The organism is Microbacterium aurantiacum (assembly GCF_021654035.1).
GTDB lineage: Bacteria > Actinomycetota > Actinomycetes > Actinomycetales > Microbacteriaceae > Microbacterium > Microbacterium aurantiacum.
This window is the reverse complement of sequence record NZ_JAJPDW010000004.1, coordinates 54,785-74,955: the sequence shown is the minus strand read 5'-3', so window position 1 is coordinate 74,955 and position 20,171 is coordinate 54,785. Positions and strand designations below refer to the sequence as shown.

Annotated in this window: 22 protein-coding genes; 15 read left to right on the top strand and 7 right to left on the bottom strand. The window is 70.6% G+C overall.

The features are described from left to right. The first annotated feature begins 22 nt into the window (after positions 1 to 22). The 12 genes from sufB (at position 23) to LTL01_RS10215 (ending at position 11,624) form a co-directional block, all read left to right on the top strand. The gene (sufB, locus tag LTL01_RS10270) at positions 23 to 1,441 is read left to right on the top strand and encodes a Fe-S cluster assembly protein SufB (protein WP_053547495.1); all 1,419 of its coding nucleotides are present in this window, start codon (positions 23 to 25) and stop codon (positions 1,439 to 1,441) included. Further along, on the top strand, positions 1,441 to 2,622 hold the full coding sequence (gene sufD / locus LTL01_RS10265) for a Fe-S cluster assembly protein SufD (RefSeq protein WP_236968483.1): 1,182 nt from the start codon (positions 1,441 to 1,443) through the stop codon (positions 2,620 to 2,622). The genes sufB and sufD overlap by 1 nt, the downstream gene beginning before the upstream one ends. After that, positions 2,619 to 2,948, top strand: a complete 330-nt coding sequence (locus tag LTL01_RS10260; protein WP_053547339.1) for a non-heme iron oxygenase ferredoxin subunit — start codon at positions 2,619 to 2,621, stop codon at positions 2,946 to 2,948. Before sufD ends, LTL01_RS10260 begins: the two co-directional genes overlap by 4 nt. 14 nt (positions 2,949 to 2,962) lie before the next feature. Beyond that, positions 2,963 to 3,757, top strand: coding sequence for a Fe-S cluster assembly ATPase SufC (gene sufC, locus LTL01_RS10255; protein ID WP_053547340.1), 795 nt, complete (start codon positions 2,963 to 2,965; stop codon positions 3,755 to 3,757). 9 nt (positions 3,758 to 3,766) lie between these two features. Beyond that, a complete protein-coding gene (locus LTL01_RS10250; protein ID WP_053547341.1) occupies positions 3,767 to 4,096 on the top strand; it encodes a metal-sulfur cluster assembly factor in 330 nt (109 codons plus the stop codon). An 83-nt stretch (positions 4,097 to 4,179) separates the two neighbouring features. Further along, entirely contained in the window at positions 4,180 to 5,340 is a 1,161-nt protein-coding gene (locus tag LTL01_RS10245) for a MalY/PatB family protein (RefSeq protein ID WP_236968482.1), read from the top strand. After that, entirely contained in the window at positions 5,337 to 6,713 is a 1,377-nt protein-coding gene (locus tag LTL01_RS10240) for an MFS transporter (RefSeq protein ID WP_236968481.1), read from the top strand. The genes LTL01_RS10245 and LTL01_RS10240 overlap by 4 nt, the downstream gene beginning before the upstream one ends. Positions 6,714 to 6,768: 55 nt before the next feature. Next, on the top strand, positions 6,769 to 7,698 hold the full coding sequence (locus LTL01_RS10235; protein ID WP_236968480.1) for a siderophore-interacting protein: 930 nt from the start codon (positions 6,769 to 6,771) through the stop codon (positions 7,696 to 7,698). Next, positions 7,695 to 8,717 carry a FecCD family ABC transporter permease gene (locus LTL01_RS10230; RefSeq protein WP_236968479.1) on the top strand — a complete coding sequence of 341 codons (1,023 nt, stop codon included), beginning with the start codon at positions 7,695 to 7,697 and terminating at the stop codon, positions 8,715 to 8,717. Before LTL01_RS10235 ends, LTL01_RS10230 begins: the two co-directional genes overlap by 4 nt. Continuing rightward, positions 8,714 to 9,727 (top strand): FecCD family ABC transporter permease, encoded by a 1,014-nt coding sequence (locus LTL01_RS10225; RefSeq protein ID WP_236968478.1) that lies wholly within the window; start codon positions 8,714 to 8,716, stop codon positions 9,725 to 9,727. Before LTL01_RS10230 ends, LTL01_RS10225 begins: the two co-directional genes overlap by 4 nt. After that, positions 9,724 to 10,563, top strand: a complete 840-nt coding sequence (locus tag LTL01_RS10220; RefSeq protein ID WP_053547347.1) for an ABC transporter ATP-binding protein — start codon at positions 9,724 to 9,726, stop codon at positions 10,561 to 10,563. The genes LTL01_RS10225 and LTL01_RS10220 overlap by 4 nt, the downstream gene beginning before the upstream one ends. Before the next feature lie 38 nt (positions 10,564 to 10,601). Then, positions 10,602 to 11,624, top strand: coding sequence for an ABC transporter substrate-binding protein (locus tag LTL01_RS10215; protein ID WP_236968477.1), 1,023 nt, complete (start codon positions 10,602 to 10,604; stop codon positions 11,622 to 11,624). Between the two features lie 69 nt (positions 11,625 to 11,693). On the opposite strand, the gene LTL01_RS10210 is transcribed toward LTL01_RS10215, so the two are convergent. Beyond that, complete coding sequence (locus LTL01_RS10210; RefSeq protein ID WP_236968476.1) at positions 11,694 to 12,329, bottom strand: biotin transporter BioY; 636 nt, start codon at positions 12,327 to 12,329, stop codon at positions 11,694 to 11,696. Positions 12,330 to 12,522: 193 nt separating this feature from the next. On the opposite strand from LTL01_RS10210, the gene LTL01_RS10205 reads away from it, so the two are divergent. Next, positions 12,523 to 14,121 (top strand): ABC-F family ATP-binding cassette domain-containing protein, encoded by a 1,599-nt coding sequence (locus LTL01_RS10205; protein WP_236968475.1) that lies wholly within the window; start codon positions 12,523 to 12,525, stop codon positions 14,119 to 14,121. Here LTL01_RS10205 and LTL01_RS10200 read toward each other — a convergent pair. From LTL01_RS10200 to LTL01_RS10185, 4 genes are all read right to left on the bottom strand, one after another. Next, positions 14,094 to 15,014 (bottom strand): SURF1 family cytochrome oxidase biogenesis protein, encoded by a 921-nt coding sequence (locus LTL01_RS10200; RefSeq protein ID WP_308195180.1) that lies wholly within the window; start codon positions 15,012 to 15,014, stop codon positions 14,094 to 14,096. The two genes, LTL01_RS10205 and LTL01_RS10200, sit on opposite strands and share 28 nt — an antisense overlap. After that, positions 15,011 to 15,238, bottom strand: coding sequence for a hypothetical protein (locus LTL01_RS10195; protein ID WP_236968474.1), 228 nt, complete (start codon positions 15,236 to 15,238; stop codon positions 15,011 to 15,013). Before LTL01_RS10195 ends, LTL01_RS10200 begins: the two co-directional genes overlap by 4 nt. Then, entirely contained in the window at positions 15,235 to 15,624 is a 390-nt protein-coding gene (locus LTL01_RS10190; RefSeq protein WP_053547352.1) for a DUF3099 domain-containing protein, read from the bottom strand. Before LTL01_RS10190 ends, LTL01_RS10195 begins: the two co-directional genes overlap by 4 nt. Before the next feature lie 66 nt (positions 15,625 to 15,690). After that, positions 15,691 to 16,161, bottom strand: a complete 471-nt coding sequence (locus tag LTL01_RS10185) for a DUF4190 domain-containing protein (RefSeq protein ID WP_236968473.1) — start codon at positions 16,159 to 16,161, stop codon at positions 15,691 to 15,693. 110 nt (positions 16,162 to 16,271) lie between these two features. Between LTL01_RS10185 and fabG the strand changes: the two genes are divergently transcribed. Next, the gene (gene fabG, locus LTL01_RS10180; RefSeq protein ID WP_053547354.1) at positions 16,272 to 16,982 is read left to right on the top strand and encodes a 3-oxoacyl-ACP reductase FabG; all 711 of its coding nucleotides are present in this window, start codon (positions 16,272 to 16,274) and stop codon (positions 16,980 to 16,982) included. 21 nt (positions 16,983 to 17,003) lie between these two features. Here the strand turns inward: fabG and serB are convergent, their stop codons facing one another. Further along, positions 17,004 to 17,648 carry a phosphoserine phosphatase SerB gene (serB, locus tag LTL01_RS10175; protein WP_053547355.1) on the bottom strand — a complete coding sequence of 215 codons (645 nt, stop codon included), beginning with the start codon at positions 17,646 to 17,648 and terminating at the stop codon, positions 17,004 to 17,006. A 34-nt stretch (positions 17,649 to 17,682) separates the two neighbouring features. Continuing rightward, a complete protein-coding gene (glgC, locus tag LTL01_RS10170; RefSeq protein WP_053547356.1) occupies positions 17,683 to 18,927 on the bottom strand; it encodes a glucose-1-phosphate adenylyltransferase in 1,245 nt (414 codons plus the stop codon). 45 nt (positions 18,928 to 18,972) lie between these two features. Between glgC and glgA the strand changes: the two genes are divergently transcribed. Further along, on the top strand, positions 18,973 to 20,166 hold the full coding sequence (gene glgA / locus LTL01_RS10165; RefSeq protein WP_053547357.1) for a glycogen synthase: 1,194 nt from the start codon (positions 18,973 to 18,975) through the stop codon (positions 20,164 to 20,166). Positions 20,167 to 20,171 lie beyond the last annotated feature (5 nt).

The window sequence follows — 20,171 nt, the reverse complement described above, 5'->3', positions numbered from 1 at the left end:
AGACCCGGAGGAGAACGAGACGATGTCTGATGTGCTGATCGACCGCCCAGAGCTTGACGGCCTGGGGGTCTACGAATTCGGCTGGCACGACACCGACGCGGCCGGCGCGGTGGCTCAGCGGGGAATCAACGAGGACGTGGTCCGCGGGATCTCCGCGCTGAAGTCCGAACCCGAATGGATGCTGAAGACCCGCCTCAAGGGGTACCAGCTCTTCGGCCGCAAGCCGATGCCGACGTGGGGGGCCGACCTCTCCGCCATCGACTTCGACAACATCAAGTACTTCGTGCGGTCCACGGAGAAGCAGGCCCAGACCTGGGAAGACCTGCCCGAGGACATCAAGAACACCTACGAGCGGCTCGGGATCCCCGAGGCCGAGCGTCAGCGCCTCGTGGCGGGTGTCGCCGCGCAGTACGAGTCCGAGGTCGTCTACCACCAGATCCGCGAGGACCTCGAAGCGCAGGGCGTCATCTTCATGGACACCGACACGGCGCTCCGCGAGCACCCGGAGTTCTTCGAGGAGTACTTCGGAACGGTGATCCCCGCGGGCGACAACAAGTTCGCGGCGCTGAACACCGCGGTGTGGTCCGGCGGATCGTTCGTCTACGTGCCGCCCGGCGTGCACGTGGACATCCCGCTTCAGGCGTACTTCCGCATCAACACCGAGAACATGGGGCAGTTCGAGCGGACGCTGATCATCGCCGACGAGGGGTCCTACGTCCACTACATCGAGGGCTGCACCGCGCCGATCTACAAGTCGGACTCGCTGCACTCGGCGGTCGTCGAGATCATCGTGAAGAAGAACGCGCGCGTGCGTTACACGACCATCCAGAACTGGTCGAACAACGTCTACAACCTCGTCACCAAGCGCGCCGTCGCCCACGAGGGCGCGACGATGGAGTGGGTCGACGGCAACATCGGCTCCAAGGTGACGATGAAGTACCCGTCGATCTTCCTCATGGGCGAGCACGCCAAGGGCGAGACCCTGTCGGTCGCCTTCGCCGGCCCCGGCCAGCATCAGGATGCCGGCGCCAAGATGATCCACATGGCGCCCTACACGCAGTCGTCGATCGTGTCGAAGTCCATCGCCCGCGGCGGTGGCCGCGCCGGCTACCGCGGAGAGGTCCGCGTCGACGCGAACGCGCACCACAGCGCCAACACGGTGCGATGCGATGCGCTCCTGGTCGACACGATCTCACGTTCGGACACCTACCCCGCGATCGACATCCGCGTCGACGACGTGCAGCTGGGACACGAGGCCACGGTCTCGAAGGTCAGCGAGGAGCAGCTCTTCTACCTCATGAGCCGGGGACTCCCCGAGGACGAGGCGATGGCGATGATCGTGCGTGGCTTCATCGAGCCCATCGCACGCGAGCTGCCGATGGAGTACGCCCTCGAACTCAACAAGCTCATCGAGATGGGCATGGAAGGATCCGTCGGCTGATGACGACAGCGACCCAGGCCCCCGCCGCGGCGGAGGGCCACATCGACCCTGCCGCCGCGTTCGTGCCGGTGCAGACCCGCTCCGAGCGGCTGACCTCGTTCGCGCCGGAGGACTTCGGCGTCCCGACCGGGCGCGAAGTCAACTGGAAGCACACTCCGATCCGGCTTCTCGAAACGCTCTTCGACGACGTCGCGGGCGAGGAGGGCGCCGTGCGCGTCGGCACCACGCTTCCCGATGGTGTCGAGAGCGCTGAACTCGAGGTCGGCCAGGCGCCGCGCGGCGAGGTCTTCCGGCCCGAGGACCGCGTCGCCGCCGTGGCCTGGTCGCAGGAGCGGACGGCGCACCTCGTGCGCATCCCCGCGGACACGGTGATCGACACGCCGATCGTCCTCGACATCGAAGGTCAGGGCGGTCGCGCGCACGCGCACATCGTCCTGGAGGCGCTGCCGCACTCGCGCGCCACGGTCCTCCTGCGTCACCGCGGATCGGCGACGCTGGCGCAGAACGTCGAGATCATCGTCCGCGACGGAGCCGCTCTCGATGTGGTCTCGGTCCAGCAGTGGGCCGACGACGCCGTCCATGCCGCGTCGCACCAGGCGCGCGTCGATCGCGACGCGACGCTCCGCCACACGGTCGTGAGCCTCGGCGGGGCGCTCGTGCGCGTGAACCCCTCGGTGGAGCTCGCCGGCGCCGGCGCGGACGGACGCCTGTACGGACTGTCGTTCGCGGACGCGGAGCAGCACCTCGAGAGCCAGGTCTACCTCCATCACAAGGGGCCTCACACCGTCGGCGACGTCCTGTACAAGGGGGCGCTCCAGGGCGCGAGCGCGCACACGGTGTGGATCGGCGACGTCCTGATCGGTCGCGACGCCGTCGGCACCGACTCCTACGAGGCGAACCGCAACCTCGTCCTGACCGACGGGGCGCGGGCGGACTCGATCCCGAACCTCGAGATCGAGACCGGCGACATCGTCGGCGCCGGACACGCCAGCGCCACGGGGCGCTTCGATGACGAGCAGCTGTTCTACCTGCAGGCCCGCGGCATCTCCGAAGAAGAGGCCCGTCGCCTCGTCGTCCTCGGCTTCCTCGCCGAGATCGTCCAGAAGACCGGCATCCCCTCGCTGGAAGAAGAGCTGATGGCCGCGATCGAGGCCGAGCTGGCCACGGAGGAGCGGGCATGAGCGCGCAGAAGGTGCTGAACCTCAGCGACCTCGAGCAGGACACGGCGGTGCGCGTCGAGGTCGACGGCGTGCCGATGGCCGTGGTGCTCGACGGTGAGGGAGTCGTCCACGCCATCGGCGACACCTGCACCCACGGCGACATCTCGCTCTCGGACGGTTTCGTCGAGGGCGACACCCTGGAGTGCTGGGCTCACGGATCGGCGTTCTCGCTCCGCACCGGACGCCCCCTGAATCTGCCGGCGTACGAGCCGGTTCCCGTTTACGAGGTCACGATCGACGGCGACGATGTGCTCATCGATCCCACCGTGACCAAAGCAGTCGACTGAAGAAGGTAGCCACTATGTCTGTTCTCGAGATCCGCGACCTCCACGTGACCGTGGAGACGGATGCCGGAACCACGCCGATCCTCAACGGCGTCACCCTGACGATCAGCACCGGTCAGACGCACGCCATCATGGGCCCCAACGGCTCGGGCAAGTCGACGCTGGCGTACACGATCGCCGGGCACCCGAAGTACACCGTCACGAGCGGCTCCATCACGCTCGACGGCGAGGACGTGCTGGAGATGTCGGTCGACGAGCGCGCCCGTGCGGGTCTGTTCCTGGCCATGCAGTATCCCGTCGAGATCCCGGGCGTCACGGTGACGAACTTCCTCCGCACCGCCAAGACCGCCGTCGACGGCGAGGCGCCCTCGATCCGGACCTGGACCAAGGACGTCAAGGGCGCGATGAAGGACCTGCGCATGGATCCGAAGTTCGCCCAGCGCAACGTCAACGAGGGTTTCTCCGGCGGCGAGAAGAAGCGGCACGAGATCCTGCAGCTCGAGTTGCTGAAGCCCCGCATCGCCGTCCTCGACGAGACCGACTCGGGTCTGGACGTGGACGCGCTCAAGGTCGTCTCCGAGGGGGTCAACCGCGCCAAGGAGGCCACCGACCTCGGTGTGCTCCTGATCACGCACTACACCCGCATCCTCCGCTACATCCGTCCCGACCACGTCCACGTCATGGTCGCCGGTCGCATCGCGGAGGAGGGCGGTCCGGAACTGGCCGATCGCCTGGAGGCCGAGGGCTATGACCGCTACCTCCCGACCGGTGATTCCGAGCCCGCCGACGCGCCCGCCGCGGCCGGCGCGTAGGATCGTTACATGACCGCAACCCTCTCGCCTGAGAAGTTCGACGAGGTCACCGAGGCCCTGAAGGACGTCATGGACCCCGAGCTGGGGATCAACGTCGTCGATCTGGGACTCATCTACGACCTCGGCTGGGACGACGAGAACGACGCCCTGGTCATCCATATGACGCTCACATCGGCCGGTTGCCCGCTCACCGATGTGCTGGAGGAGCAGACCGCGCAGTCGCTCGACAACGTGGTGGATCGCTTCCGCATCAACTGGGTGTGGATGCCGCCGTGGGGACCGGAGCGGATCACCGACGACGGGCGCGACATGATGCGCGCCCTCGGCTTCGCCATCTGACGGCGGGCTGGTGCGGCGCACGGCCGTTTCGCCCCGTGACGCGGGAGCACGCAGGTCGCAGACCTGCGTCCTAGGCTCGGGCCATGAGCGTCCTCCCGCTGCAGGCACTTCCCCTCGACCGGTTGCGGCAGCGCACGAGCACGAAGTGGCGCAGCTACCCCGACGACGTCCTGCCGCTGTTCGTCGCCGAGACCGACTATCCGCTCGCGCCCGCGATCACCGACGCGCTCACGCGCGCGGTGCTGCTCGGCGACACGGGATACACCCCGCCTGATCCGGGACTGGGCGACGCGTTCTCGGGATTCGCCCGACGACGCTTCGGATGGACCGTGGACCCGGCATCCGTTTCGTCGACCTGCGACGTGATGATGGGGGTCGTGGAGATCCTCCGCCGTGTCATCGCGCCGGGGGCGCGCGTCGTGGTGATGCCGCCGGTCTACCCGCCCTTCTACGACTGCGTGGAGGAGGCGGGAGGTGTCGTCGAGCGCGTACCGCTCGCGGTGTCGGACCAGGGGTGGCGGATCGATCTCGACGGTGTCGGCCGCGCGCTCGAGGAGGGCGCACGCGCCGTCCTCCTGTGCAATCCCCAGAACCCCACCGGGACGGTCCATTCCCGCGACGATCTCGCCGCGCTGGCGTCGCTCGCCGCCCGCCACGGCGTGGCCGTCATCAGCGATGAGATCCACGCACCCCTCACGCACGCGCCGGCGCGGTTCACGCCGTTCCTGTCCGTCTCGGAGGAGGCGGCATCCGTCGGCTACTGCGTGACCAGCGCGAGCAAGACGTTCAACCTCGCGGGGCTCAAGTGCGCCCTCATGATCGGCGGCGCGGAGCCGCAGCGTTCGCTGCTGCGCGCGCTGCCCCCCGAGGTCGGCTGGCGCACGGGTCTGGTCGGGGCCCTGGCCGGTGTCGCGGCGATGTCGCCCGAGAGCGACCCGTGGCTCGACTCGCTGCTCGTGGCGCTGGACGACCAGCGTCGGCTGCTGACCGATCTCCTGGCGACGCACCTCCCGGATGCGCGGTACCTCGAACCCGACGCCGGGTATCTGGCGTGGGTCGACGTCTCCGCCTACGGCTGGGGCGACAACCCCGCGACCCGGATCCGCCGCGATGCGCGTGTGGCGCTCCATCACGGGCCGCTGTTCGGGGCCGAGGGGCGCGGACACGTGCGCATCAACATCGGATGCGCGCCCGAGATCCTCGCCGAGGCCGTCGAGAGGGTGGGTACACTGGCGAGGCGATGAGCTCCTCTTCCCGTTCCACCGGTATCTGGAGCGGGGAGTACCTCTGGGTCACCCTCGGAGCGGTCGCGATGATCTTCCTGGCCGCGACGCAGGCGTTGGCCGTCACGACCGTCATGCCCCTGGTCAGTGCCGATCTCGACGGCGAGGCGCTGTACGCCGTGGCCTTCTCGGCCACCGTCGCCACCAGCGTGATCGGCATGGTCGCCGCCGGTGCCTGGTGCGACCGCGGGGGAGTGCTGGCTCCGCTGTCCACCTCGGTGCTGCTCTTCGTCCTCGGCCTCGTCGTCGCCGGCGCGGCCTCGAGCATGGAGTGGGTGGTGATCGGCCGTCTCATCCAGGGGCTCGGGACGGGTGGGCAGACGGTGTCGCTGTACGTCGTGGTGGCTCGCGTGTACCCGGCGATGGTGCACGGGCGGGTGTTCGCGGCGTTCTCGGCGGCCTGGGTGATCCCCTCGCTGGTCGGTCCGCTGCTCGCCGGCGCCGTCGCCGAGTTCTTCCACTGGCGCTGGGTCTTCCTGGGCGTGGCAGCGCTGACGCTGTCGGCCTTCGCCGTCGTCGTCGCACGACTCCGCGGGCTCCCGTTGGACGCGCCCGAGCGCGGTGCGACCGACGTGGGACGCCGGCTGGCGTGGGCCACGGCGCTGGCGGTCTCCGCCGTGGCCCTGAGCCTCGCGGGCGAGGCGGGTCCTGCGCGGATCCCGATCATCGTCGTGGCGGTGATCGCGATCGCGGTGACGGTCCGGCCGCTGCTGCCGTCGGGTGCCCTCTGCGCGCGCCGGGGCCTGCCCAGCGTCATCCTCATGCGCGGCGTCATCGCCGGCGCTCTCTTCGGCGCCGAGATCTACGTGCCCTATCTGCTCATCGACGAGTACGGCTTCAGCGCGACCTGGGCGGGGCTCGGGCTGACCGCGGCGGCGCTGGCCTGGGCGGCGGCCGCCGAGGTGCAGGGGCGCGTGGGCGATCGGCTGGGGAACCGGCGCATCACCCTCATCGGAGTCGCGTTCCTTGCCTCGTCGATGGCGATCGTCGGCTTGGTCGCGGTGACGCACGCCCATCCGGGGATCCTCATCGCCGGATGGGGGCTCTCGGGTGCCGGGATGGGGCTGATGTACCCGCGCCTGACGGTTCTCACCCTGGCCTACTCGACGACGCAGAACCAGGGCTTCAACTCCGCCGCCCTCTCCATCTCGGACGCCGTCGGCGCGGCGACCACCATCGCCGCGGTGGGACTCGTCTACACGGCCCTCGGTGGCGGCATCCTCGCCTTCACCTGGGTCTTCGCGCTCGGGACGATCGTGGCCCTCGCGGCTCTGGTGCCCGGACTCCGCCTCGGACATGGAGCGGAGGTGCGCGCGGCGACCGTGGCGACGTGAGCAGGGCGTTACCGCGCGTTTGGCCATTCGGGGAAGGTGAGGCTACCCTAACTTCGTGCCCGCCATCGCTACCGAGGTCCGACCCGCGTACCGCCCGTACATCCTGCAGGTCGCCGGAGTCCAACGGCTCTCGCCGCATTTCGCGCGTGTGCGGCTCACGGGCGACGACCTGGAGCACTTCGGGACCGCGGGGCTCGACCAGCGCGTGAAGATCCTCTTCCCCGACGCGCGCGGCGCCTTCGCCGACGTCGGCCAGGACGAGGGCGCCGGCGACTGGTACGACCGCTGGCGCGCACTCCCCGACGCGTCGCGGAACCCGTTCCGGACGTACACCGTCCGGCGGATCGACCCGGTCCGGCGGGTCCTGGAGATCGACTTCGTCGTCCACGAGGACCCCGGCCCGGCCGGGGCATGGGTCGGCGTCGCCACGGTCGGCGACCCCCTGATCGTCGTCGGGCCCGACGAGCGTAGCCCGCACTCGCGCGCGGGCCTCGATTGGCACCCCGGGACGGCGAGGCGCGTGCTGCTTGCCGGTGACGAGACGGCGGTGCCCGCGATCAGCGGCATCCTCGAGGCGCTTCCCGCGGGATGCACGGCCGAGGCCTTCCTGGAGGTGCCGACCGCGGCGGACGCGCAGGACCTCGTCGTCGGCGCGGGTACGCGCGTCCACTGGATCGCGCGGGACGGGGCAGAGCACGGATCCGGCCTTCTCGTCGCGCTGCGGGCATGGACGGGGGTATCGTCCGATCTGCTCGCTCGCGCCTCCGCGCCCCGACCGCAGGCGCTCGCCGATGTCGACGTCGACGCGGAGCTGCTGTGGGACTCCCCGCTCGACGGCGAAGGCGAGTTCTACGCCTGGATCGCCGGCGAGGCCGCGATGGTCAAGACCGCGCGTCGTCTGCTGGTGTCGGAGTGCGGCGTGGACCGCAAGCGCGTCGCCTTCATGGGCTACTGGCGCCTCGGACAGTCAGAGCGCACGGGATGACCCGCGCCCCGCGGTCGGCGGGGCAACGTCGCATCGCCGTCACGGCCGTCGGGGCGGCGGCGCTGACGCTGGCCGCCATCGTCCTGAGCCTCGCCGTCGGCGCGCGGCCGATCGCGCCCGCCGTCGTCGTCGACGCGCTCCTCGCCTACGACCCGAGCCTCAACGACCACGTCGTGGTCCTCACCCAGCGGGTGCCCCGCACCCTCATCGGCCTCCTCGCGGGTGCCGCGCTGGCGCTCGCGGGCACGACCATGCAGGGTCTGACGCGGAACCCGTTCGCCGACCCGGGACTCCTCGGCGTCAACGCCGGGGCATCCGTCGGCGTTCTCGCGGCCATCACGTTCGCGGGAATCCGTCAGCCCGCAGGCTTCGTCTGGTTCGCGTTCGCCGGCGCGGCGGTCGCGGCGGTCTTCGTGGCCGTCATCGGCTCCCGCGGACCGGATGCCGCGTCGCCGGCCAAGCTGGCCCTCACGGGAGCCGCGGTCACCGCGGGGCTCACCTCGATCACGCTGCTCATCCTCACCACCCAGTCCGCAGCCCTCGACGTGTACCGCTACTGGTCGGTGGGCGCCCTCACCGCCCGTGGCCTGGACACGGTCGCGCTGGTCGTCGTCCCGCTCGCGGTGGGTGCCGTCCTGGCTCTGGCCTCCGCGCGAGGCCTCGACCTCCTCGCGCTCGGCGAGCAGACGGCGACCGGCCTCGGACACAGTGTTCCGCGCACGCGCGCCATCGGCATCCTCGCGGCGGTCCTCCTCGCCGGGGGAGCGACGGCCATCGCCGGCCCGCTCGTCTTCCTCGGCCTCGTCGTGCCCCACCTCCTCCGCTTCCTCGTCGGCGCCGGCTACGCGGCGCTGCTGTGGATCGGGATGCCGGTGGGGGCGACGCTGCTGCTCGTCGCCGACGTCCTCGGCCGGGTCGCGGCGCCCCCCGGCGAAGTCCAGGCCGGCGTCGTCCTCGCGATCATCGGCGCGCCGGTGCTCATCGCGCTCGTCGTGCGCGGAGAGCGGGTGTCGCTGTGATCGCCGTCGCGGACGTCCGTCGCCTCGCCCGGCGTCGCTGGAGCATCGTGCTCGTCTCCCTCTGTGCGCTCACGCTCGTCGCCGCCGCGGCGGCGCTCATGATCGGCGACTATCCGCTCGGCCCCGGACAGGTGCTCGCCGTCCTGCTCGGCGGCGGCGAGCCGGTGGAGCAGTACGTCGTCCTGCAGTCCCGCCTGCCGCGACTGGCCATGGCGCTGCTGGTCGGTTCGGCCCTCGGAGTCGCCGGTGCGCTCCTCCAGGCCCTCTTGCGGAATCCGCTGGCGAGTCCCGACCTGCTGGGCATCTCCGGCGGGAGCACGCTCGCCGCGGTGTTCTGCCTCCTCGTCCTCGGCCTGACGGGACCCGTGCTCGCCGCCTTCGCCCTCGTCGGCGGGCTCGCGGCATCCGCCCTCCTCCTCGCCGTGGCGCGGGGGCGCGCCGCGGGATATCGCCTCATCCTCGCCGGGATCGGGGTGTCCTTCTTCTGCGCGGCCCTCGTCGGCTTCCTCATGACCCGCGCGCAGCTGCAGCAGACGCAGGCGGCCCTCGTCTGGCTCACCGGCAGCCTCGCCAGCACGCCGTGGTGGCAGGTGATCGTCCTCGCCGCGGTGTGGCTGCTCGTGCTGCCCCTGCTCCTCCCGCTGGCGCGTCGCCTCCCCGTCCTGATGCTCGGCGAGCAGACGGCGACGGGTCTCGGTGAACACCCGGGGCGGGTCCGCACCGCCGGCGTCGTCGTCGCGGTCATCCTGACGGCGGTGACGTGCGCCTTCGCGGGCCCCATCTCGTTCGTGGCGCTGTGCGCGCCCGCGATCGCCCGGCCGCTCACCGGCCACGGATCGGTCGCCCTCGCGCCGAGTGCGCTGGTCGGCGCGGCGCTGCTGGCGCTGTCGGACCTCGTCGCGCAGTACGCGCTGCCGAACGTGTCGATGCCGGTGGGCGTGGTCACCGGGGCGTTCGGCGCCGTGTTCCTGCTCTGGTTGCTCGCGACGTCGAAGGGACGCGCACTATGACGACATCCGCCCGCACCACCCGTGTCGAGGAGCGACGGCTGACCGCGCGCGCGCTGCGCGCCGGCTATCCGGGGCGCACCGTCATCGACGGGTTGGACCTGGACCTGGCCCCCGGCCGGATCACGATGATCATCGGCGCCAACGCGTGCGGCAAGTCGACGCTGCTCGGAGCTCTCGCGCGCCTGCGGGCGCCGCTCGGCGGCGCGGTGGAATTGGACGGCGAGGACGTGGCTCGGATCCCGCGCGCGTCGTACGCGCGTGCCGTGGGTCTCCTGCCTCAGCATCCGATCGCTCCGGAGGGGATCACCGTCGCCGAGCTGGTGTCGCGGGGGCGGCATCCGCATCGGGGGCTGTTCCGTCGCTGGAGCGCGGAGGACTCGGCCGTCGTCGACGACGCCCTGCAGCGCACCGGCACCGCGGAGCTCGCGGCGCGTCCGGTCGGCGACCTGTCCGGCGGTCAGCGGCAGCGCGTGTGGATCGCCATGGCGCTGGCCCAGGATCCGGGCATCCTGCTGCTGGACGAGCCGACGACGTTCCTCGACCTCAGCCATCAGATCGAGGTCCTCGATCTGCTGCGCGAGCTGAACACCACCCGCGGCACGACCATCGTCGCCGTCCTCCACGACCTCAACCTCGCTGCCCGTTACGCCGACGAGCTCGTGGTCCTCGCGGGAGGACGGCTCATCGCGCAGGGCGCGCCCGTCGATGTCCTCACCGCGAAGGTCGTGGCCGAGGCGTTCGCGCTCGACGCCCTCGTCATCCCCGACCCGCTCACGGCGACTCCGCTCGTCGTCCCCGTGCCCGGCGGTGCGCACGTCACCGCCGACCCCGCCTGATCCCGGCATCCGTGGATCACCATCAGAAAGGAAACCCGATGACCCGCTTGCGCCCGGTCCTCGCCCTCGCCGCCACCCTGGCGCTCTCCCTCGCCGGCTGCGCCTCCGCCGCCGAGGAGTCCGACACCTCTGCGCCCGCCGCCGGCGACAGCGCCGCCTTCCCGCTGACGATCCCCTCCGCGCTCGGCGACGCCGTCCTGGAGTCCGCCCCGGAGCGGGTCGCGACCTGGGGGTGGGGTGCCACGGACGCCGTGCTCGCCCTCGGCGTCGTGCCGGTCGCCATCCCCTCGGATGACTACTCCGGCGGCGAGTCCCGGATCTCCCCGTGGATCGAGGATGCGCTCGAGGAGATGGATGCCGAGACTCCCGTGATCCTGGACAACTCCGCGTACGAACTCCAGGTCGAGGAACTGCTCGCCGCCGACCCCGACGTGCTCATCGCCCCGTACTCCGGTCTGACCCAGGAGGAGTTCGACGCGGTGACCGCAGCGGGGATCCCGGTCGTCGCGTACCCCGAGGCTCCGTGGACGACGCCGTGGCGCGATGTGGTGACCATCACGGGGGAGGCGCTCGGACTCGAGACAGAGGCCGACGAGGTGCTGGAGTCGCTCGACGCGGAGGTCGCCGCGGCCGCCGCCGCACACCCCGAGTTCGAGGGCGTCTCGATCTCGGTGCCGAGCGATTCCGCGGGGACCTGGTACCTGTACCTGCCCGCCGACCCGCGTGTGGAGATCCTCGAGGACCTCGGCTTCGTCACGCCGCCGAGCGTCACCGATCTCGACACAGGCGAGTCGACGTTCTACACCACGGTGAGCCCGGAGAACCTCGACCAGGTGGACTCCGAGGTCGTGCTGACCTTCGTGGACAGCGAGGAGGCGCTCGAGGGCTTCCTCGGCTCGTCCACCGCCCAGCTCATGCCCGCCGTGGCGCAGGGGGCGGTGGCCGGCCTGGTCGGCGTCGAGGAGATGTCCGCGCTCACCCCCACGCCGCTCACCCTCCCGTGGATCCTTCCCACGCTGACGGAGAAGCTCGCCGCGGCGACGGCGGTCGCGCAGGGCTGACCGGCTCCGTCCAATACGAGGAGAGCCCCCGACCGCACGGTCGGGGGCTCTCCTCGTATCGTCAGACGATCACGCGTCGCGACGTCGGTCGACCGCGCGGACGCCCACCCAGGCGAGGGGCACGAGGACGGCCGCGGCGGCGGCCTTGATCAGGCCCGGCAGGATGAAGGGCACGACCCCCGCAGCGAGGACGGAGGCCGCGGTGACCTGCTGGCCGAGCACGGTGCCGAGGATCAGCGCCATGTAAGGGACGCCGACCAGGAAGGGGACGACGCTGGCCGCGACGAAGCCCACGAACGCCAGCCAGGGCTTCCGGTCCCACGCGCGCTCGGCGAACCACCCGGCCAGGAAAGCGGCCGGAATGAACCCGACGATGAACCCGAAGGACGGCGACAGGACGTAGGCCGGGCCGGCGACCGGGCCGGCGAAGACGGGAAGTCCCGCGAGGCCGACCAGGAGGTAGGACGTCAACGCCGCGGCGCCGCGACGGGCGCCGAGGGCGGCGCCGACGACGATGACGCCGAGCGTCTGGCCGGTGATCGGGATCGGTCCGATGAAGAAGGACACCTTCGCGAGGAGCGCGACGAGCGCCACGCCGGACAGGACCAGGGCGACATCCACGGCGAAGGCGCGGGAACGGGTTGCGGGACGACCGAGAGCATCGGCGAGGACGCGTCGGCGGTGCGGGGCGGCGATCGAGGACATGGGTCTCCTTCGGCGTCAGGGGAGGGCGCCGCGCCGGTGGCGGCATCCCGCGTCTCACTCTAGGGCGACGCGCCCCGGCGACTCTGTCGGGTTCTGACGGAGGAACGAGGGAATCTTTGTATGGGCGGTCAGGCGGTAGACTGGGCGGCTGGCCGTCGGCCATCCTCCACCCTCGATCGAACGGACCTCCGCTGTGCTCGCCGTGCACGAACTCGAGATCCGCGTGGGCGCCCGTGTGCTCATGTCGGACGTGTCCTTCCGCGTCTCCGGGGGCGACAAGATCGGACTGGTCGGCCGCAACGGCGCCGGCAAGACCACGTTGACGAAGGTTCTCGCCGGCGACCTCCTCCCCGCCGGCGGATCGGTCGACCGCATCGGCGAGATGGGCTACCTCCCTCAGGACCCGCGCTCAGGGGATCCGGAGATGCTCGCGCGCACGAGGATCCTCGACGCGCGTGGCCTCGGCACGCTCGCGCTCGGAATGCACGAGGCGTCCCTCGCCATGGCCGATGACGACCCCGCCGTCGCGGCCAAGGCGATGAAGAGCTACGGATCGCTCACCGAGCGTTTCGAGGCGCAGGGCGGGTACGCCGCCGAGGCGGAAGCGGCCTCCATCGCGCACAACCTCTCGCTGCCGGACCGCATCCTCGACCAGCCGCTCGAGACGCTGTCGGGCGGGCAGCGGCGTCGCATCGAGCTCGCCCGCATCCTGTTCTCGGATGCCCAGACGATGATCCTCGACGAGCCCACCAACCACCTCGACGCCGACAGCGTCGTGTGGCTGCGGGAGTTCCTGAAGGGGTACAAGGGTGGACTCATCGTCATCTCCCACGACGTCGAGCTCGTCGGCGAGACCGTGAACCGCGTGTTCTACCTCGACGCCAACCGACAGGTCATCGACGTCTATAACATGAACTGGAAGAACTACCTGCGCCAGCGGGTGGCCGACGAGGAGCGCCGCAAGAAGGAACGGGCGAACGTCGAGAAGAAGGCCACCGCCCTGCAGCAGCAGGCTGCGCGCTTCGGTGCGAAGGCCTCCAAGGCCGCCGCGGCCCACCAGATGGTCGCGCGCGCGGAAAAGCTCCTATCCGGTCTCGAGGAGGTCCGTCAGGAGGACCGGGTCGCGAAGCTGCGGTTCCCGAAGCCCGCGCCCTGCGGCAAGACCCCGCTGATGGCCTCCGGACTGTCGAAGTCCTACGGGTCGCTCGAGATCTTCACCGACGTGGACCTCGCGATCGATCGCGGGTCGCGGGTCGTGATCCTCGGACTCAACGGTGCGGGCAAGACCACGCTGCTGCGCATCCTGGCCGGGGTCGATCAGCCCGACACCGGCCAGCTCGAACCGGGGCACGGTCTGAAGATCGGCTACTACGCCCAGGAGCACGAGAACCTCGACGTCTCCCGCTCGGTGCTGGACAACATGATGTCCGCCGCTCCGGACATCACGGCGACCGAAGCGCGGAAGGTGCTGGGGTCCTTCCTCTTCACCGGCGACGACGTGCTGAAGCCGGCCGGGGTTCTCTCCGGCGGCGAGAAGACGCGACTCTCCCTCGCCACGCTCGTGGTCTCGTCGGCGAACATGCTCCTCCTCGACGAGCCGACCAACAACCTCGACCCGGCGTCCCGCGAGGAGATCCTCGGTGCCCTCGCGCACTACGAGGGCGCGGTCGTCCTCGTCTCCCACGACGAGGGCGCGGTCGAGGCGCTCAACCCGGAGCGCGTCCTCATCCTCCCCGACGGGGTCGAGGACATCTGGGGTCGGGACTACGCAGAACTCATCTCGCTGGCCTGAGCGCCGCGCGTGGCCCGTGCGCGGTCCGCGTCGAGGAGGGCGTCTTCGTCATCGGCGTCGCGATCGCGTCGACGGCGCCGGCTCGGTGGCGGTGCCACGGCGTCGTCCCTGGCATCCTGCTCGTCCTCGAGACGGTGTCGACGCTCGGTGCGGATCACATATCCGATGAAGATGAAGCCCATCAGGGCGAAGAGGATCCACTGAATCGCGTACGACAGGTGCGGCCCGGGGTCCTGCGACGGAGAGGGGAGCGACGCGGGGGTGTCCGCAACCGCGGGGGTCTCCGAGACGAGGATGCCGTACACACCCCCGATGAGCGCGTCCGCCGTCGCGGGGGAGAGCTCGCCCCCGATGAGGTCGACGTTGATCGTCGGGACCTGCCCCTCGGGCGCGGATCGTCCGGATGTCGGCGCGGCCTCCTCCGGTCGCAGGCGCACGATGACGGTGGACTCGCCGAGCGGTGGATCGGGCACGACCGCCGGCCCCGTGCCTTCCTCGGCGGGAGGCACCCAGCCCCGGTCCACGATCACGACGCGGCCGTCCGAGAGACGGAAGGGCGCGAGGACCTCGAAGGCTGAAGTTCCGCCATGCGGGCGATTCCGGACGGTGATCTGCTCGGCCGCGAGATACTCGCCTCGCAACACCACCGGTCGCCACTCGTCCGCGGGGGAGAGCCCGTCGCCGACGGGGATGACCTCCTCCAGGGCGACCGGATCGGCGTCGTAGTTCTGCTCGACCAATGCGAGCTGCGCCGCACGGTCGTCGTTGCGCGAGAACTGCCAATTCGAAAGCCAGACGCAGGCGATCGCGAAGAGGACGGCCAAGCCGATGTAGATGCTCCACCGTCCGGCGCGGGGGAGGGACTGCATGCTCACTCCGCGGTCGCCGCTCACGACATCCTCCGCTCCGACGCGTCACGCGCGCCGAGCGCCGAGACCGAGACGGGGAAGTCGCGGGCGGTGAGGAAGTCGCGGAGGTAGTCGCGATGCTCGTCGCAGGCGACCCACGTCTTCGTCCGGTCGGCGCCGTGGATGCGAGGATTGCGCCAGTCGATCCGCCACCGTGCCGCGGTGCGGCATCCCGCTCGGGAACAGTCGGCGCGCGCCGGCGCGGTCACGGGCGCTGCTCGGGCGGCGGATTCTCCTGGATGCGGAAGACCGCGGTCGTGCCCGGCGTCTCCTCGACCCGGATCACGAGCGGCTCCTCCGCGCGGACCGGCCGCTCGCTGGCGGACGCCGGAAGCGCCCGCTCGGGATCCACCCGCGCCTCCGTCAGCGGCTTGTCGTCGACGTTCGCGTCGACCACCGCGAAGTACGGCAGGAGAACCGCGGCCGCACCAAAGATCCACGTGTACCAGCCGTACGGCGTGATGACCACCATCAGGATGAAGCACAGGATGCGCGCCGCCATCATGATCAGATACCGCGTCGACCGCGCGTCCGCCGCGTCCCGCGGCGATCGCGGCAGGGACGTGGTGGAGGGGGCGTGGCGATGGTTTCTCACGGTGGTACCAGGGTACGCCCGTGGGGTGGGTGCGGCTCCGGATGCGCACGTCTGTTCTGCGCGCGCTCAGCTGTAGGAGGTGGAGCCGCTGACCACGATCGCGGGGAGCAGAAGGAGCAGGAAGAGGAGGAGGCCGAGGACGATGAAGCCGAGGCCCACCCAACCGACGATCGTGCCGGCCAGAGCGAGGCCGCGCCCGTTCTCGCCGGTGCGCTTGATCTGCGACAGCGACATGTGGCCGGTGATCACACCGACGAGCGAGCCGATGAAGGGCAGGATGACGAGGGCCGCGAGGGAGGAGACCAGCGAGACGATCGCGAGCGTGTTCGTCTTCGGCGCCGACGGGTAGCCGTACCCCTGGGGGCTGGAGGTGCCCTGCGGGTAGGCGGGGGCGGCGTAGCCGGAGGGGGCGGGGTAACTCGGGGCGGCGCCCGCCGGAGAGGCGTATGCCGGCGGCGGCGCGTAGCCGGGCGCGGGCGGAGGGGTCGGGGCCGATCCTTCAGCGGCGGGGGTCGAGCCCGGGGAGTTGTCGCTCACGGTCAGCCTTTCGTCGAGTGTGACTCCAGCGTTCCAGCGGCGGGTGGGTGTGTCAAACCGCCCGGCGCTAGGCTGGGGCGGTTCCCCCGCAACCTGCTCCAGGAGTGTGCATGTCCACTGACCGCGTCGTCCTCGTCACCGGTGGAAACCGCGGCATCGGCCGTGCCATCGCGGAGCGCTTCGTGCGCCTCGGATATCGGGTCGCCGTCACGGCGCGCTCCGGCGAAGGGCCGGAAGGCACGCTGACGGTCCGTGCGGATGTCACCGACGCCGCCTCGGTGGATGCCGCGTTCTCCGAGGTCGAGGCAGCCCTCGGCCCGGTCGAGATCGTCGTCGCCAACGCGGGGATCACCAAGGACACCTTGCTGATGCGGATGACCGAGGACGACTTCGACAGCGTGGTGGCCACGAACCTCGGCGGTGCCTTCCGGGTCGTCAAGCGCGCGTCCAAGAACATGCTCCGTGCGCGGTGGGGACGGGTCGTGCTCATCTCCAGCGTCGTGGGGCTCTACGGCTCGGCCGGTCAGGTGAACTACGCGGCATCCAAGAGCGCCCTCGTGGGATTCGCGCGCTCCCTCACCCGTGAGCTCGGCGGCCGTGGGATCACGGCGAACGTCGTCGCGCCGGGATTCATCGAGACGGACATGACCGCCGAACTCCCCGACGCGACGCAGGCCGAGTACAAGAAGAACATCCCCGCCGGTCGCTTCGCCACCTCCGATGAGGTGGCGGGGGTCGTGGCGTGGATCGCCTCCGACGACGCCGCCTACATCAGTGGTGCGGTCATCCCGGTCGACGGCGGTCTCGGCATGGGGCACTGACGCCCGACTCGCCTGCGCCGGTCACCGGGGCAGGAGCGGGATGACCTCGCGCAGGTCGACCGGACCGATGACGAGGTCCGCGTGCGTCCGGACGGTCGGCTTGGCGTTGAAGGCGAGACCGAGCGCCGCGATTCCCATCATCTCCAGGTCGTTCGCGCCGTCGCCGATGGCGATGGTCCGCCCGTAGGGGACGCCGAGGTCGTCCGCCCAGCCCGAGAGGGTGCGGGCCTTCGCCTTGGCATCGACGATCTCGCCGGTGACCGTTCCGTCGAGGACGCCGTCGTGCTCGCCGAGTCGGTTTGCCCGCCAGCGATCGACGCCGAGGTCGGGTGCGACATGGTCGAGGATCTCGTGGAAGCCCCCGGACACGACGCCGACCACGCCGTCCCGCGCGTGCACGGCGGCGATCAGCTCCCGGACACCCGGGGTGGGTTCGACCCGTGAACGGACGCGGGCGAACGCCGAGACGGGCACGCCCCTCAACGCCGCGACGCGGGAGCGGAGGCTGGTGGCGAAGTCCACCTCTCCGCGCATCGCGGCCTCGGTCGCGGCGGCGACCTCGTCACCGCGACCCGCCTCGTCCGCGAGGAGTTCGATCACCTCGTTGCGGATCAGGGTGGAGTCGGCATCCAGGACCACGAGGAGTCGCGCGCGGGCGTCAGGCATCCCTCGAGGCTATCGTTCGCGGGCGCACGGCCCGTCACCGATCGACGTGGACGCCCTTGCCGACGATGGTGATGCCGGTCTCCGTCACCGTGAATCCGCGCTGGAGGTCGCGTTCGCGATCGACGCCGACGGTGGCGCCCTCGCCGAGGACGACGTTCTTGTCGAGGATCGCGCGATGGATGCGCGCCCCCGCGCCCACGCGCACGTGGTCGAACAGGACCGAATCGGTGATCGTCGACCCCCCGTCGGCGAGCGTCCAAGGACCGACCACGCTGCGCTCCAGATGGGTGCCGGACAGCACCGATCCGAGCGAGACGATCGAGTCGATGGCGTTGCCGATCCGCCCGACCGAGTCCCGCACGAACTTCGCCGGCGGCGAGTTCACCGCCTGCGAGTGGATGGGCCATTCGGTGTTGTAGAGGTTGAACACCGGGAGCGTCGAGATCAGGTCCATGTGCGCATCGAAGAAGGACTCGATCGTCCCCACGTCCCGCCAGTAGGAACGATCGCGGTCCGTGGACCCCGGCACCTCGTTGCGCTTCATGTCGTACACGCCCGCCTCGCCGCGCGAGACGAAGTAGGGGACGATGTCGCCGCCCATGTCGTGGTTGGAGGTGGGGAGCTCCCCGTCGCTTTCGACGGCGGCGATGAGCGCATCGGCGTCGAAGATGTAGTTGCCCATCGACGCCAGCACCTCTCCGGGAGAGTCGGCGAGTCCGGTCGGATTCTGCGGCTTCTCCAGGAAGTCGTTGATGCGCGTGGGATCGTCGGCGTCGACGTCGATGACGCCGAACTGGTTCGCGAGGGAGATCGGCTGGCGGATGCCGGCGACCGTCGCCTTCGCTCCCGACGCGATGTGGGCGTCGAGCATCTGCTGGAAGTCCATGCGGTAGACGTGGTCCGCGCCGATGACGATGACGATGTCGGGCTGCTCGTCGTTGATGAGGTTGAGGCTCTGCAGGATCGCGTCGGCGGAGCCGGAGAACCACCGCTTGCCGAGGCGCTGCTGAGCGGGCACCGAAGCGACGTACGAGTTCAGCAGCGCCGACATCCGCCACGTCTGCGAGATGTGGCGGTCGAGGCTGTGCGACTTGTACTGGGTGAGGACCACGACCTGCCGCAGACCCGAGTTGATGAGATTCGAGATGGCGAAGTCGATGAGTCTGTATTGGCCCCCGAACGGAACGGCGGGCTTCGCGCGATCCGCCGTGAGCGGCATCAGACGCTTGCCCTCGCCGCCGGCGAGGATGATGGCGAAGACCTTCGGCGCTGCAGGCATGGGAACACACTATGGCGCGTTGGGCCGGTGTACTAGCGTTCGATCATGCGCGTCGACATCATCACGAAGGAATACCCGCCCGAGATCTACGGCGGAGCGGGAGTCCACGTGACCGAGCTCGTCCGCGCGCTGCGCGCGGAGGTGGACGTGCGCGTCCGCGCCTTCGGAGCGTCGCGCGACGAGGCAGGCACGTCCTCGTACCCCGTGCCCGAGGGACTTCGGGACGCGAACGCCGCGCTCCAGACGCTCGGCACTGACCTCGAGATCGTCGGAGACGTCGCCGGTGCCGACATCGTCCACTCCCACACGTGGTACGCCAACTTCGCGGGGCACCTCGCGGCGCTCCTGCACGGCATCCCGCACGTCGTCACCGCGCACAGCCTCGAACCGCTCCGGCCCTGGAAGGCGGAGCAGCTCGGTGGCGGGTACGCGGTGTCGAGCTACATCGAGAAGACGGCGTACGAGGGTGCGGCGGCGGTGGTGGCGGTGAGCGAGGGGATGCGCGCGGACATACTCCGCAGCTACCCGGCCCTGGACCCCGCGAAGGTGCGGGTCATCTACAACGGCATCGACACTGACAGTTGGCATCCCGTCGAGGATCCCGATCTCCTGCGCGGCCTCGGCATCGATCCCGCGCGCCCGTCCGTCGTCTTCGTCGGGCGCATCACGCGGCAGAAGGGACTGCCGTTCCTCCTGCGTGCCGTCGAGTCCCTCCCGCCGGAGGTCCAGGTGGTGCTGTGCGCCGGCGCCCCGGACACCCCGCAGATCCTCGCGGAGGTCGAAGGCCTCGTCCGCGGGCTTCAGGCCACGCGGGACGGCGTCGTCTGGATCGACCGGCTCCTGCCGCGCCCCGAACTGTGCGCGATCCTCACCGCCGCGACGACGTTCGTCTGCCCCTCGGTCTACGAGCCGCTCGGCATCGTCAACCTCGAGGCGATGGCCTGCGGGGCCGCGGTCGTCGGCACGGGGACCGGAGGCATTCCCGAGGTGGTCGTCGACGGCGTCACCGGCAGGATCGTCCCGATCGATCAGGTGCAGGACGGCACCGGAACCCCCACGGATCCCGACGCGTTCGTCGCCGACCTCGCCCGCGTCCTCACCGAGGTGGTGAGCGACCCCGAGCGTGCGCGCGCCTACGGCGAGGCCGGACGCGCCCGCGCGCGCCAGGACTTCAGCTGGGCGTCGATCGCCGCGCAGACCGAGGCGCTCTACACCGAGTTGCGCGCCACCGGCAGATAGGCTGG

What these genes read in the sequence shown, in the direction of transcription:
- sufB (WP_053547495.1), top strand. Translation starts at nt 23, where the DNA reads ATGTCTGATGTGCTGATCGACCGCCCAGAGCTTGACGGCCTGGGGGTC.
- sufD (WP_236968483.1), top strand. Translation starts at nt 1,441, where the DNA reads ATGACGACAGCGACCCAGGCCCCCGCCGCGGCGGAGGGCCACATCGAC.
- LTL01_RS10260 (WP_053547339.1), top strand. Translation starts at nt 2,619, where the DNA reads ATGAGCGCGCAGAAGGTGCTGAACCTCAGCGACCTCGAGCAGGACACG.
- sufC (WP_053547340.1), top strand. Translation starts at nt 2,963, where the DNA reads ATGTCTGTTCTCGAGATCCGCGACCTCCACGTGACCGTGGAGACGGAT.
- LTL01_RS10250 (WP_053547341.1), top strand. Translation starts at nt 3,767, where the DNA reads ATGACCGCAACCCTCTCGCCTGAGAAGTTCGACGAGGTCACCGAGGCC.
- LTL01_RS10245 (WP_236968482.1), top strand. Translation starts at nt 4,180, where the DNA reads ATGAGCGTCCTCCCGCTGCAGGCACTTCCCCTCGACCGGTTGCGGCAG.
- LTL01_RS10240 (WP_236968481.1), top strand. Translation starts at nt 5,337, where the DNA reads ATGAGCTCCTCTTCCCGTTCCACCGGTATCTGGAGCGGGGAGTACCTC.
- LTL01_RS10230 (WP_236968479.1), top strand. Translation starts at nt 7,695, where the DNA reads ATGACCCGCGCCCCGCGGTCGGCGGGGCAACGTCGCATCGCCGTCACG.
- LTL01_RS10220 (WP_053547347.1), top strand. Translation starts at nt 9,724, where the DNA reads ATGACGACATCCGCCCGCACCACCCGTGTCGAGGAGCGACGGCTGACC.
- LTL01_RS10215 (WP_236968477.1), top strand. Translation starts at nt 10,602, where the DNA reads ATGACCCGCTTGCGCCCGGTCCTCGCCCTCGCCGCCACCCTGGCGCTC.
- LTL01_RS10210 (WP_236968476.1), bottom strand. Translation starts at nt 12,329, where the DNA reads ATGTCCTCGATCGCCGCCCCGCACCGCCGACGCGTCCTCGCCGATGCT.
- fabG (WP_053547354.1), top strand. Translation starts at nt 16,272, where the DNA reads ATGTCCACTGACCGCGTCGTCCTCGTCACCGGTGGAAACCGCGGCATC.
- serB (WP_053547355.1), bottom strand. Translation starts at nt 17,648, where the DNA reads ATGCCTGACGCCCGCGCGCGACTCCTCGTGGTCCTGGATGCCGACTCC.
- glgC (WP_053547356.1), bottom strand. Translation starts at nt 18,927, where the DNA reads ATGCCTGCAGCGCCGAAGGTCTTCGCCATCATCCTCGCCGGCGGCGAG.
- glgA (WP_053547357.1), top strand. Translation starts at nt 18,973, where the DNA reads ATGCGCGTCGACATCATCACGAAGGAATACCCGCCCGAGATCTACGGC.